At 43.4% G+C, this 12,670-nt stretch carries 12 protein-coding genes; 8 read left to right on the forward strand and 4 right to left on the reverse strand.

The annotated features are described in order from the left end of the window. The first annotated feature begins 16 nt into the window (after window positions 1-16). Together LDO37_RS05455 and LDO37_RS30195 are read left to right on the forward strand one after the other, a co-directional pair. Complete coding sequence (locus LDO37_RS05455; protein ID WP_126609836.1) at window positions 17-970, forward strand: nucleoside hydrolase; 954 nt, start codon at window positions 17-19, stop codon at window positions 968-970. Window positions 971-1,035: 65 nt separating this feature from the next. Further along, the gene (locus LDO37_RS30195) at window positions 1,036-1,161 is read left to right on the forward strand and encodes a hypothetical protein (RefSeq protein WP_263422446.1); all 126 of its coding nucleotides are present in this window, start codon (window positions 1,036-1,038) and stop codon (window positions 1,159-1,161) included. Window positions 1,162-1,319: 158 nt separating this feature from the next. On the opposite strand, the gene cobO is transcribed toward LDO37_RS30195, so the two are convergent. Continuing rightward, a complete protein-coding gene (cobO, locus tag LDO37_RS05460; protein WP_126609835.1) occupies window positions 1,320-1,925 on the reverse strand; it encodes a cob(I)yrinic acid a,c-diamide adenosyltransferase in 606 nt (201 codons plus the stop codon). A 90-nt stretch (window positions 1,926-2,015) separates the two neighbouring features. On the opposite strand from cobO, the gene LDO37_RS05465 reads away from it, so the two are divergent. Both LDO37_RS05465 and LDO37_RS05470 read left to right on the forward strand, forming a co-directional pair. Continuing rightward, window positions 2,016-2,471, forward strand: a complete 456-nt coding sequence (locus tag LDO37_RS05465) for a low molecular weight protein-tyrosine-phosphatase (RefSeq protein ID WP_126609845.1) — start codon at window positions 2,016-2,018, stop codon at window positions 2,469-2,471. A gap of 136 nt (window positions 2,472-2,607) precedes the next feature. Continuing rightward, window positions 2,608-3,204, forward strand: coding sequence for a DUF1287 domain-containing protein (locus tag LDO37_RS05470; protein WP_126609834.1), 597 nt, complete (start codon window positions 2,608-2,610; stop codon window positions 3,202-3,204). Between the two features lie 118 nt (window positions 3,205-3,322). Here the strand turns inward: LDO37_RS05470 and LDO37_RS05475 are convergent, their stop codons facing one another. Together LDO37_RS05475 and rne are read right to left on the reverse strand one after the other, a co-directional pair. Beyond that, on the reverse strand, window positions 3,323-4,879 hold the full coding sequence (locus tag LDO37_RS05475; protein ID WP_101113622.1) for a SulP family inorganic anion transporter: 1,557 nt from the start codon (window positions 4,877-4,879) through the stop codon (window positions 3,323-3,325). 356 nt (window positions 4,880-5,235) lie between these two features. Continuing rightward, window positions 5,236-8,277: a ribonuclease E gene (rne, locus tag LDO37_RS05480; RefSeq protein WP_126609083.1), complete on the reverse strand. Its 3,042-nt coding sequence runs from the start codon at window positions 8,275-8,277 to the stop codon at window positions 5,236-5,238. A gap of 777 nt (window positions 8,278-9,054) precedes the next feature. On the opposite strand from rne, the gene rluC reads away from it, so the two are divergent. Continuing rightward, the gene (gene rluC, locus LDO37_RS05485) at window positions 9,055-10,005 is read left to right on the forward strand and encodes a 23S rRNA pseudouridine(955/2504/2580) synthase RluC (protein ID WP_126606259.1); all 951 of its coding nucleotides are present in this window, start codon (window positions 9,055-9,057) and stop codon (window positions 10,003-10,005) included. Window positions 10,006-10,187: 182 nt separating this feature from the next. On the opposite strand, the gene LDO37_RS05490 is transcribed toward rluC, so the two are convergent. After that, entirely contained in the window at window positions 10,188-10,772 is a 585-nt protein-coding gene (locus LDO37_RS05490) for a Maf family protein (protein ID WP_126606235.1), read from the reverse strand. Between the two features lie 134 nt (window positions 10,773-10,906). Between LDO37_RS05490 and yceD the strand changes: the two genes are divergently transcribed. Genes yceD through plsX form a run of 3 tightly spaced genes read left to right on the forward strand, consistent with a single transcriptional unit; the run spans window position 10,907 to window position 12,667 of the window. After that, complete coding sequence (yceD, locus tag LDO37_RS05495; protein WP_126606236.1) at window positions 10,907-11,431, forward strand: 23S rRNA accumulation protein YceD; 525 nt, start codon at window positions 10,907-10,909, stop codon at window positions 11,429-11,431. Between the two features lie 30 nt (window positions 11,432-11,461). Beyond that, the gene (gene rpmF / locus LDO37_RS05500; protein ID WP_004406120.1) at window positions 11,462-11,632 is read left to right on the forward strand and encodes a 50S ribosomal protein L32; all 171 of its coding nucleotides are present in this window, start codon (window positions 11,462-11,464) and stop codon (window positions 11,630-11,632) included. Window positions 11,633-11,641: 9 nt separating this feature from the next. After that, a complete protein-coding gene (gene plsX, locus LDO37_RS05505) occupies window positions 11,642-12,667 on the forward strand; it encodes a phosphate acyltransferase PlsX (RefSeq protein ID WP_126606237.1) in 1,026 nt (341 codons plus the stop codon). Window positions 12,668-12,670 lie beyond the last annotated feature (3 nt).

Below are 12,670 nucleotides of genomic sequence, written 5' to 3' on the forward strand. Positions count from 1 at the left end.
CAAAGGTATGAACTGTATGGTAAAAAAAATCATTCTAGATACCGATCCTGGTATCGATGATTCCATGGCTTTGCTATTTGCAGAGGCACACTCTGACATTAATTTGATTGGTATTACGACTGTATTTGGCAATGCTACTATCGAGAACAGTACTCGTAATGCCCAGTTCTTAAAGAACACATTTCAATTTACTTGTGACATTGCAAAAGGAGCAGAGGGACCGTTAGAAAGGGAACCTGTTGGTCCGTCTTCCCATGTACACGGTGAAAGTGGCTTTGGTGATGTCGATGTGTCTGGAGTAGATATCGGAGGAATCATTAACAAGCCCGCTTATCGTTACATTATCGATACGCTTAAAGAAAACCCCAGTGAAATAACGCTTGTTGCGGTTGGACCGTTAACAAACCTTGCACTTGCTCTAGAAGAGGACGAAAGTATCACGTCCTTAGTTAAAGAGGTGGTGATTATGGGCGGTGCATTTGGGTTAAACAACCATCGAGGCAATGTTACTCCTTACGCTGAAGCCAATATTCATGATGATCCTCATGCCGCTCAAAGAGTGTTTTCTGCATCATGGCCTATTTCAATTATCGGGCTAGATGTTACAGAGTCCAGTGTATTTGATGACGATTATTTTAGGTCATTAAAAGAAGATGCTGGGCAAGTGGGGGAGTTTATATGGGATGTAAGCCGATTCTATCTGAAGTTTTATGCGTCGGTTGTCGGTTTTAATGGCTGCCATGTGCATGATCCTTCAGCGGTCGCCTGTGTTGTTCAGCCAGATTTATTTGAGTTTGAAATGGGCTCGATAGAGGTAACAACAGATGGAGAAAAGCAGGGGATGACAACCCTTATAAAAGGGGAATCAAGCGATGGTCGAGCAGTGCAGAAGGTAGCGTCTAAAGTGAATACGAACGCCCTGTTAGCAATGTATCGAGAGCAGGTTGTGAAATTCGGACAGAAATTTTGAGTTTCCAAATGAATAAGTGCTTCCCATAACGCTGTGGGGAGCACTTATACCCAAGTGACCTCAAGATGCAGGATTCAGAGCCTCATATGCTGTTCCAGTTCAAGGAAGAGAACGCAGCGGAATGGCAGGTCCTTTCCAAGTTCTTTGACGATGAAATGGGACAGCATATGGGCTCCCAAGGGCGAGTTTAACTGGCTTTCATACTGCGTTGCCGATTCTTGATTTAGAACCACTAAATCTTCAAATCGGTGTCTTGTCTGAAAGCCAGTTAATTCTCGCTGAACCTAGAATCTTGAGGTTACTTGGGTATATATTGAGTGGAGCTTATTCACTCGTGAAACTGAGGTGATTACCAATCAACCCCTTTCAATGCTTTAACACCGTTTTCAAACGCATGCTTAACATTGCGGACTTCAGAAACAGTATCGGCAAGCTCAATGAGTTCTCTGTGAGCACCGCGACCAGTGATAACTACCGATTGCATGAAAGGACGATTTTTCAATGCTTCCAAGACTTCTTCTAATTCGATGTAACCGTAGGTCACCATGTAAGTAATTTCATCGAATAGCACCACATCGATGGAATCATCTTGGAGCATTCGCTTGCATTCTTGCCATATTTTCTGAGCCGCTTTAATGTCTTTGTCGCGGCTCTGTGTTTCCCATGTAAAGCCAGTACCCATGACCTGAAAGTCTACGCCAAGCTTTTCTAACAAATTGCGCTCGCCATTATCCCAAGTACCTTTAATAAATTGGGCTACAGAACAAGTCAGACCGTGCCCAACTGCTCGACAGATGGTGCCAAATCCAGAGGTTGATTTCCCCTTACCATTTCCTGTGATGACAAGCAAAATGCCTTTAACATCTTGTGCAGCAGCAATGCGCTCATCAACTTTTTCTTTAACTCGTTGCTGACGTGCTTTATGTCTTTCTTCTTTTCTGTCTTCTGCCGACATGGTTTTCCCTTTCTTACTGGATCTGAATGCGAGTATCATAACGTAACAAACGCTAGGTAAAAACCATAAGGAAAGCTGATGACAAACAAGATTTCAAAAGTACTCGTTGTTTGTTTGGGGAACATTTGCCGTTCTCCAACCGGAGAAGCTGTTTTAAAGGCGAAATCGAGCCAAAAAGGGCTGGATTTGATCGTAGATTCTGCGGGAACGGAAGCCTATCACAGTGGTGAAAAACCAGACCAACGCTCTATGCAAGCGGGGGAGAGAAGGGGATATTCCTTTAAAGGGATGACCTCAAGAAAAATTCGGTTAGATGACTTCGAGCACTTTGACTTGATCCTAGCTGCTGACCGCTCAAACCTTTCCGATCTTCAACAGCAGTGTCCGTTAGAATATCAGCATAAATTGAAGCTGTTTTTAAGCTTTGGGGACAATCAATACGATGAAATACCAGACCCATATTATGGTGGTGAGAATGGTTTTGAAGTGGTTATTGATTTAATCGAAGACGCCAGCGACAACCTTATCCAACGGCTTTTAGAGTAGATCTGCATAACTGACAAAAATAAGTGCCATTGATTGAGACAATTGTAGGGTTTGACTCTCATTTTTCTTTTCGTTGTCACAGCAAGTAGTTGTACTGAGGTAGTCTTAAAAAAACGGGTTAAATAACGGTTTGATAATGCCAAATAAGTTAAAGCTTTGTTCCTTAATCTCTCTTATGATCGTTAGCTTCGGAGCCCACTCAGCTTCAACAACCCCTAGCGGATTGGTTGATGCGGCAATGGAGCGCACTGAGCATTTTGTGATATACGATGGTAGCTATGTCAGTATCCCTTATCCAAACGGTGATGTGGCGGCAAATAAAGGCGTTTGTACTGATGTAATCATACGAAGCTATAGAACTTTGGGAATAGACCTTCAAAAGCTAGTGCATGAAGACATGAAAGCCAATTTTGATAACTACCCCTCGAAGCGATTATGGGGATTATCAAGACCAGATAAAAACATTGATCATCGTCGGGTACCTAACCTTCAAGCGTTCTTTAAGCGTAACGGGCAAAGCTTAGCGTTATCTAATGAAGGCAACAACTATCTTCCAGGTGATGTGGTTACTTGGATGCTTCCTGGAAACCTACCCCATATAGGCATCGTTGTTGAAGATAAATCAGATGACGGAAAAAGACCTCTGATTGTTCACAATATTGGTTGGGGACCGAAAATGGATGACATGTTATTTGATTATAAAATAACAGGGCACTATCGCTATTTTCCTTGAAGTAACCTTTCCTTAAAGTAATTCTCCTTAACGCACTTTCTTTCTTAGCCAGCTATAAACGAAAACCGACGCAGTAGCGTCGGTTTAGTTATGTTGTCTTACATCTAGCGAGAAGCGATTACGCCAGAATATCTGTTGCTACTTTGTAGCTTGGATCTTCTTTTACGTTAATCTCGACAAGGCTGCCGGCTTTATCTAACAGTGCTCGACAATCTTGGCTTAGATGGCGTAAGTGAAGCGTTTTACCCGCTGCGGAATACCGCTCTGCTAACGTTTCAATAGCTTCGATTGCTGAGTGGTCGGCAACACGAGAATCAGCGAAATCAACAATAACGTCTTCTGGATCATTTGGCGCATCAAATAACTCTAGGAAGTTTGCAGCTGAACCAAAGAAGATAGGACCATTAATGTGGTATTCCTTTGAGCCTTCGTCATTAATTTTGCTAGTGGCATAAATGTGCTTGGCATGTTCCCAAGCAAACATCAATGCAGATGCAATCACACCAACAGCTACTGCAACTGCAAGGTCGGTTAGTACAGTCACTACCGTTACGAGTACGATTACAAAGAAGTCTTGTTTTGGTACACGTCGTGCGAGTTTGAACGTCGCCCACTCAAACGTACCGATAACAACCATGAACATCACACCAACCAATGCGGCTAATGGAATCATTTCGATAAGGTTGGATGCGAATAGGATAAAGAAGAGCAATGCTAATGCAGCAACAATACCTGAAAGTCGACCACGACCACCCGAGTTTACGTTGATCATAGATTGCCCAATCATTGCACAGCCGCCCATTGCACCGAACATTGAACAGGTCACATTCGCCATACCCTGACCAACACATTCACGGTTAGATTGACCGCGAGTGTTCGTCATTTCATCAAGCACTGTTAGTGTTAGTAGAGATTCAATCAGACCAATTGCCGCCAAAATGATGGCATAAGGAAGTATGATTTGCAGCGTTTCAAAAGAAACTGGCACGCTTGGGATAGAGAACGTTGGTAGCGATCCAGCTAATGTCGCGGCTTCGTCGCCACTCATTGTTCTCAGGAAGTCAACCACAGTACGTGTTTCTAAATCCAAACCTACGACTAAGCCAGTAACGGTCACGATCGCGACAAGTGAGGAAGGAACCGCTGTGGTGAACTTTGGTAAAAAGTGAATGATAGCCATGGTTAATGCGACCAAACCGAGCATTAACATCATTTGATCACCAGGTAGCCAAGTTAGCGCACCTTCTAGGTCAGGAGCTTTGAACTGGCCAAGCTGTGCCAAGAAGATAACAATGGCCAAACCATTAACGAAACCTATCATTACTGGATGTGGCACCATACGGATAAATTTACCGAGCTTAAATATGCCTGCTGCTATCTGTAAGATACCAGCGAGTAATATGGCAGCAAATAGGTATTGAACACCGTGAGTGATAACCAGACTTGTCATCACAACAGCCATAGCACCAGTAGCACCAGAGATCATTCCCGGGCGGCCACCAAACACAGATGTGATTAAACCTACGATAAATGCAGCATACAGACCAACCATTGGGTCTACGCCTGCTACGAAAGCGAATGCGACGGCTTCAGGAACCAATGCAAGGGCAACGGTTAAGCCAGAAAGCACATCATTTTTTACAGAGTGCTTTGAAAATTGCGGAAATTCGAACATGTTAGCTCAGTCAATTAGCTTGATAATACGTAATTTCGACTATTGGGGCTGAGTAACAGGTTGTTTAAAAGAGCAGCTCAATAATCGACTGTTGAGTCGGCGAATCCTACCGAAAAGCGTGATGAAGTTCAATATTGATACCTAATTAATCAATAGTTACTCATTATGAACGCTTAAATTCTTATTATTTCAATAGATACTGTTTCAATTGGTATCGCTCTAATTGATGCAGTTTCAAATGATAGCGACAGATTGATTTTTACCTTTCTGTCGTTTTACTTTTTTGGTAAAAACATTTGTTTTTAAATACAAAAAAGCAGGTCGCTGATGCGACCTGCTTTTAGTGTAGCACTAAGCTAGTAGTTGCCAGTTTTAGCCATACCAGCAGACGCTCGGTTTTTAGCAGCAATACTGCCTGCACCAATCGGCTGGAATCTTTCTGCTCTTAGAGGAGCTGCGACAACTTGTATTTCTTTTAGCTCATCACTGCCCGGCGCTTTTGCTGTTGGCGCAGAAACATGTGATTTCACTTGGTGAGAAACTTTTACCTTAATAGGCTCAGGTGACTCTTTAGATTGAACAGCTTTAGCTACATCTTGTGTCGCTGGAGTGGCTTCCTGAGCTTTAGCTACTTGAACCTCGGCTACTGCAGCTTCTACCACTGGAGTAGGAACTGGATCTGCAGATACCTGTTTTTCAGGTACTTCTGCTTTACGCGTTTCTACTTTAGGCTCTTCAACTTTAGGAGCTTCAACCTTAGCTGCTTCAACTGCCGGCGTGTTGTCTGTAGTGATTGATACAGCTGGTTTTACTGTCTCTTCTACCACTGGCTGAGTTTCTGCAACAATTGAGTCTTGACGACGAATGATCACTTTGCCCATTGCCATTTCTGGGAATGAGTATCCACCATGTGCAGGTGCATGAATTTCGACGCGTTTCTCGACGGTTTCTTCTTTACGACGTTTTGGTTTCGCTAAGTCGTAGCGAGGCATGACTTTACCCATCGCCATTTCTGGTGAAGCAACACCACCTTTACGTAAACGGAAAGGATTTGGTCTGCGATCACGACCACGACGACGGCGCTGACCACTCGCACGAAGATGACGAGGTGAACGACGGTTACGACGCTGTTTTGTTTCCTCTTCTTCACCTTTTGCTTCTGGTTTTTTAGCTTCTACAGCAGCAGATTTTTTCAGCTGTTGTTCTGTATTCGCTTCTTCAGCGGCTTCGACTTTTTTGTTCTGGTCTTTCACTCGAACATTTTTCTTGAGCTGTCGACGTTGTCGGCGCTCTTTAACCTGTTCGGCTTTTTTCTCTTTCTTCTCTGGTTTTGAAGCTTGAGCTTCCGCAGCCAATTCCTGACCTTGTTTTGCTAGCTTATCGTTTTTAATTTCGTCCTTAACACGTTTGTCTTGACGAGGTTTACGATTCTGCTTGCGTGAATCAGCGGCTTTCTTAGTATCAGTTTCAGATACTTCAACCTCTTGATCACGGTCTCTGTCGCGGCGGCGATTGCGTGACTTATTGTCGCGTGAATTACGGCGACGGTTATCACGTTGGTCTTTACGATCACGACGCTGGCGGTTTCCACCATGGCGTTTCTCGTTTTTCTCTTCTTGTTTCTTCTCTTCTTCTTTCTTGGTTTCGGCTTCTTCACCAGAACCAAACAAGAAACTACCTAGCGCTTTAAATACTCGACCGAAGAAACTTGGTTGGTTTTCTTCATCTTTCTTAGCTTCTGGCTTACTCTTTGAAGTTGGTGCTGGTTTTGGAGCTGGGGCAGATTGTGCAGGTGCTGCAAAACCTTTAAGTGCCGGTTCTTCAAGCTTCTTAGGTTTAAGATCAGGTTCAGCAACCTCTTTGGCTTCCGCTTCTTTCATTGCTTCTAGTTTCTTAGGAACAAGGTAAGAAAGCAGATCTTGCTCTTCACCATCGCGAATACGGATGACTTCGAAGTGCGGTGTTTCCATATCAGAATTAGGAACAACTGTGATTTTTACTTCTTGGTGTTTTTCAATATGGTTAACAGAGCGACGCTTTTCATTCAGAAGGTAAGATGCAATAGCAACAGGTACTACTGCTAACACTTGTGACGTATTGTCTTTGAGTGCTTCTTCCTCGATTAAACGAAGAACAGAGAGAGCGAGTGATTCATTATCACGAACAACACCTGTACCCGTACAGCGAGGACAAATGTGATGACTAGCTTCTGCAAGAGAAGGGCTCAAACGCTGTCGAGACATCTCCAACAGACCAAATCGGGATATACGACCAATCTGAACACGAGCGCGATCTAGGCGTACAGCTTCACGCAGTCGGTTCTCAACTTCACGCTGGTGGCGAACAGGGGTCATATCGATAAAGTCGATAACGACCAATCCACCTAGATCACGTAAACGCAATTGACGTGCAATTTCGTCGGCAGCTTCTAGGTTCGTGTTGAGCGCGGTTTCTTCGATATCGCCGCCTTTCGTCGCTCGGGCAGAGTTGATATCGATGGATGTTAGTGCTTCGGTTGGATCGATAACTATTGAACCACCAGAAGGAAGACGAACTTCACGTTGGAAAGCGGATTCTATCTGACTTTCGATTTGGTAATGGCTGAATAGTGGAACTTCACCATCGTACTTTTTCACTCTGCTTATAAAGTCAGGGCGAATTAATTGAATGTGCTGCTTTGCACGCTCGTAAATGGTGTTGCTATCGATAAGGATTTCGCCAATATCACGACGCAAGTAGTCACGGATAGCACGAACAATCACGTTACTTTCTTGGTGAATTAGGAAAGGAGCCTCATTTGCGTTAGATGCTTCTTTGATGGCGTTCCAATGGTTAAGTAGGACATTTAAGTCCCATTCAAGCTCTTCTGCACTTTTACCTACACCTGCGGTGCGGACGATAAGACCCATACCCTGAGGTAATTCTAAAGTGCTCAGTGCTGCTTTTAGTTGGGTGCGCTCATCACCTTCGATACGGCGTGAAATACCGCCAGCTCGAGGGTTATTAGGCATAAGAACAAGGTAACTACCTGCAAGAGAGATAAAAGTAGTAAGAGCAGCGCCTTTGCTGCCTCGCTCTTCTTTCTCTACTTGAACAATAACTTCTTGACCTTCCTGAAGCACTTCTTTGATGCTAGGACGACCTTGGTAAGTGTAACCGTCAGGGAAGTAATCTTTGGCAATTTCTTTGAGTGGAAGGAAACCGTGTCTCTCTGCACCATAGTCTACAAATGCAGCTTCTAGGCTTGGTTCAATTCGAGTGATACGTCCTTTGTATATGTTCGCTTTTTTTGATTCATGACCAGGACTTTCGATATCTAAATCAAAAAGTCGCTGTCCGTCGACCAAGGCGACACGCAACTCTTCTTTTTGAGTTGCGTTGATTAACATTCTTTTCATTGTTAAAAAATCTCGTTGTCTTTTTCTTTGTTTTGATTATTCAACTTGTCGCTTCGCACTTTTCTTATGGTGTCTGATCCCGTGGTTTATCGTTGCAACCTCACGGCTGGGAGGGATGCTCTAGGACACTTCAGTTGCCACACAATCATAAAAAAACGTGTGACCTGCCTGTTTTGGCAGTCATAACTCAACACAAGTAAAGAGAGTAGAACGACAAGTGATACTTCTGTCTCTATGTCTGACGCCCATTGCTGCATAAAGATTGAGAAGCGATCTACTCTTGTTGCTGATTGCTCATGGATTCTGCGACCAAGTGAAATAAGGGACGTTTCATTATTGCGATATGAAAATATCCAACTAAGCAGAAGAAGTTGTTTCCGGATATGCCGGTAAAGACCTCTTTCAAGCTCAAAATGGAAAAGTATCTGCGCAACTGACTTTGCATCGTCTTATTTGTTGGTATGAGTACGAAATGTAATCAATTTGACCATTGCAGCACTGAACTATAGCAGTGCGGAGAAAAGTGGGCAATCAGCTTTCCATTAATGTGTTAAAAAAATGAGAGATGAAAAATTCAAAGCCTTTGTAATTAGCTGTTATTAATGAATTAATTAGATATAACCCTTACCTTGTACAATTATTCACCCACTAGTTATGCACAACTTTTTTCACCGATAGAAATAAAAAGTTTTGATCTTTTCATGAAACTGCCATTTTCGTTGGGCTGACAGTGCATTTTGACTGGTGAAGTGGAGTGAAGATGTTAGAATGCGCGACATGAACGAAATCAAAACAACCGTACAGTTTGTCGATATTGACGAAGATATGGCAGGGCAAAGAATTGATAACTTTTTGCGCAACCAACTTAAAAATATCCCTAAAAGCATGATTTATCGTATTTTGCGTAAAGGCGAAGTGCGAGTGAATAAAAAAAGAATCAAAGCGGAGTACAAGCTTCAGCCCGGGGATATCGTGCGTATACCTCCAGTCAAAATAACCGCAGAGCCTGAAGCGGCACCAGTAAGTACCAAGCTAAATAAAGTGGCAGAGCTGGAAAAGCACATCATCTTCGAAGATGATCATATGCTGATTCTTAACAAGCCTTCTGGCATTGCGGTACATGGTGGGAGCGGTCTTAAATTTGGTGCGATAGAAGCACTGCGCGCGCTTCGACCTGATGCGAGGTTTTTGGAACTTGTCCACCGAATCGATCGTGACACCTCAGGCATCTTGTTAGTAGCGAAGAAGCGTTCGGCATTGAGGCATTTGCAAGCTCAGTTTCGTGAAAAAACGGTACAAAAATACTATTTTGCTTTGGTGATGGGGCAGTGGAAAAATAGCTGTAAAGTGGTTAACGCGCCTCTTCTTAAAAATGAAGTGAACAGCATTGTAAGAGTAAACCCAAAAGGTAAGCCTTCTGAAACTCGATTTAAAGTTTTAGAGAGGTTCGAGCAAGCCACATTGGTGCAAGCCAGCCCAATTACTGGAAGAACTCATCAAATTCGAGTTCATGTGCAGTATACCGGACACCCTATAGGTTGGGATGATCGCTATGGTGATCCGCGATTTGATGCTTACACGTCTAAAGTGGGCTTAAACAGATTGTTCTTACACGCGGCGAACATTAAATTTGAGCACCCCGGTTCGAGCGAGAAGGTCGATATTTCTGCTCCAATGGGTGATAAATTGGAAAAAGTACTCAAAGGTCTTAGAGAACTTGCAGAATAACATGGCATCTCGATAGTTCTCGTGATCCAACCATAACCATTCTGTCCGGCTCTGATGTATTTACACAGATATAAAGAGGCCGCACGAAAATGCGGTCTTTATTGAAAGTTAGCTCACTTCTTAGATAGGTCGCCAAAGCTAGCTTGAGTATATATCTCTGTAAAACTAATACGCTGGTAAATTTAAATAGTTCGCATACCTTGTTTTTCTAACATTGCGATTAATGTAATTAATGGCAGCCCAACCAGCGTATTCGGGTCTTTTCCTTCTAGCTTCTCAAAAAGCGCAATACCAAGCCCTTCACTCTTAAAACTGCCAGCGCAAAAATAGGGCTCTTCTTTGTCAACGTAACTTTCGATCATGCTGTCGGTTAGTTGGCGGAAATGAACAATAAACGTATCTAATTCCACATCACAATGGTCATTTTCTGTGTTGTATAGAGCGACCCCAGTATAAAAGGTTATGCTTTTACCACTCTGAGCTTGAAGTTGTTGAATCGCTTTCGCTCGCGTATGAGGCTTCCCAACGATTTTTCCGTCGATAACGCATATTTGGTCAGAGCCAATAATCAGCGCAGGTGAAGATACTGGACATGAGCGAGCTTTGAGTTCTGCCAGTCTCAAAACCAGTGCTTGTGGTGTTTCGCCTTCACGAACGGTTTCTTCACAATTTGGAGAGGCGACAGAAAAGGGCAGGCTTAACTTTTCTAAGATGGTGCGTCTAAATGGAGAAGTCGATGCTAAAATCAGTTTCGGAGTCGTATTCATTTGGTCAGGATTATTACGGGTTTGAGAAAGAATAAACTAAGTTTTATTGGTTATCCTCGAAATAAGGAAAAAAACGCATTTTTTTGTCCTTTTTCTTTGACTCATGAAGATTTGAACGATAATATTCGCGCCCTATGCAAAAGGTAAAAATACCGCGAACGGTTGACCCAGCGAAAGCTGCTCAAAAAAGATTGGATTACGATGGCATCATCCAAACTAGTCTTTTCAAGCGCTTAGCAGACACAGCCGAAGGCGTAAAACGTGACGCAAAAGTCTCATTGTCCTTTGGGCATGATGAACAGCGATTAGTCGTTATCTCTGGTAAAGCTGACGTCGAAATCGATTTAGAATGTCAACGTTGTAATGAAGTTTTCACACAAGCGTGTGAAGTCCAATTTACTTATACTCCCTTCTATAGTGAGAAAAGTGAAGAGGATGCACCGGAAGAGTACGATTTGGTAGATCTGAACGAGTACGGTGAAGTCGACTTAATACAACTTGTTGAAGATGAGTTCATCTTATCCTTGCCTCAAGTAGCAATGCACGATGATGCGGATTGTAGCGTTAATTCAGACAATTTGGTGTTTGGCGAAATCCCCGAAGAAGTGGTGGACGAAAAACCGAACCCATTTGATGTTTTAAAAGACTTAAAACGTTAATTTTTAAGTAATAACATAGGAGTAGGGTCAATGGCCGTACAAAAGAGTAAGAAATCACGTTCAATGCGTGGCATGCGTCGTTCACACGATGCACTAACTTCTAGTGCACTTTCTGTAGACGCAACTTCAGGTGAAACTCACCTACGTCACAACGTGACTGCTGACGGTTACTACCGTGGCAAAAAGGTTATCAACAAGTAAGGTTAACCTTTGCAAACTATTACCGTTGCACTCGATGCAATGGGCGGGGACTTCGGTCCTCGCGTAACAGTGCCTGCCGCCGTGCAGGCATTGTCGCATTTCCCAGAGCTAAAAGTGATCTTAATTGGTGATCGCGATCTGATCACGTCTCAACTTTCCCGAATAGGGTATATTCCAAATTCTCGCTTAAGCGTTAGGCACAGCGAACGAACCATCTCCAACACAGAACGTCCTTCTCAAGCTTTAAGAAATAGCAGCGGCAGTTCAATGAAACTGTGTATCGATAGCGTTGAAGAAAAGATAGCAGATGCGTGTGTAAGCGGCGGGAATACTGGCGCTTTAATGGCACTATCACGATTTAGGTTGAAACTGTTACCTGGAATAGAAAGACCCGCTTTGGTCTCAGCGCTACCAACTGCCAATGGAAACAAAACGTGGATGTTGGATCTTGGTGCGAACGTATCCTGTGATGCAGATACTTTATTCCAGTTTGCAGTTATGGGCAGCGCCCTTGCAGAACAACACCTCGAACGCACGCCTACTGTGGCTATTCTGAATATTGGCGAAGAAGATATAAAGGGCAATGATCTGGTCAAGCGATGCGCAGAGCTTCTATCTGATACCGATGAAGTCAACTATATCGGTTATGTAGAAGGGGATCAGTTATTGCATGATTCTGCCGATGTTGTTGTTTGCGATGGTTTCGTCGGCAATGTTTGTCTCAAAACAACAGAAGGGGTTGCGCACTTATTCCTCAATAAACTGAAAAGCCAGCTTTCTGGTTCAGGGATAAAAGCCTGGATTGCAAGAAAATTGTTCGGTGGTCTTTTAGATGAACTCAAAAACCTGAACCCCGACCAGTATAACGGCGCAAGTTTGTTAGGATTGCGCGGCATTGTCATTAAAAGTCATGGAAGTGCTGATGTATCGGCGGTCGTCAATGCAATTGGCGAAGCGGTACACGAGGTCAAACGACAGGTTCCCAGCCGGATTAGTGATCGTTTGGAAGCGGTTTTACTCGAGAGGCATTATTAGTCT

It is taken from the genome of Vibrio penaeicida (assembly GCF_019977755.1).
Taxonomy (GTDB): Bacteria; Pseudomonadota; Gammaproteobacteria; order Enterobacterales; family Vibrionaceae; genus Vibrio; species Vibrio penaeicida.

What these genes read in the sequence shown, in the direction of transcription:
- LDO37_RS05455 (WP_126609836.1), top strand. Translation starts at nt 17, where the DNA reads ATGGTAAAAAAAATCATTCTAGATACCGATCCTGGTATCGATGATTCC.
- LDO37_RS30195 (WP_263422446.1), top strand. Translation starts at nt 1,036, where the DNA reads ATGCAGGATTCAGAGCCTCATATGCTGTTCCAGTTCAAGGAAGAGAAC.
- cobO (WP_126609835.1), bottom strand. Translation starts at nt 1,925, where the DNA reads ATGTCGGCAGAAGACAGAAAAGAAGAAAGACATAAAGCACGTCAGCAA.
- LDO37_RS05470 (WP_126609834.1), top strand. Translation starts at nt 2,608, where the DNA reads ATGCCAAATAAGTTAAAGCTTTGTTCCTTAATCTCTCTTATGATCGTT.
- LDO37_RS05475 (WP_101113622.1), bottom strand. Translation starts at nt 4,879, where the DNA reads ATGTTCGAATTTCCGCAATTTTCAAAGCACTCTGTAAAAAATGATGTG.
- rne (WP_126609083.1), bottom strand. Translation starts at nt 8,277, where the DNA reads ATGAAAAGAATGTTAATCAACGCAACTCAAAAAGAAGAGTTGCGTGTC.
- rluC (WP_126606259.1), top strand. Translation starts at nt 9,055, where the DNA reads ATGAACGAAATCAAAACAACCGTACAGTTTGTCGATATTGACGAAGAT.
- LDO37_RS05490 (WP_126606235.1), bottom strand. Translation starts at nt 10,772, where the DNA reads ATGAATACGACTCCGAAACTGATTTTAGCATCGACTTCTCCATTTAGA.
- yceD (WP_126606236.1), top strand. Translation starts at nt 10,907, where the DNA reads ATGCAAAAGGTAAAAATACCGCGAACGGTTGACCCAGCGAAAGCTGCT.
- rpmF (WP_004406120.1), top strand. Translation starts at nt 11,462, where the DNA reads ATGGCCGTACAAAAGAGTAAGAAATCACGTTCAATGCGTGGCATGCGT.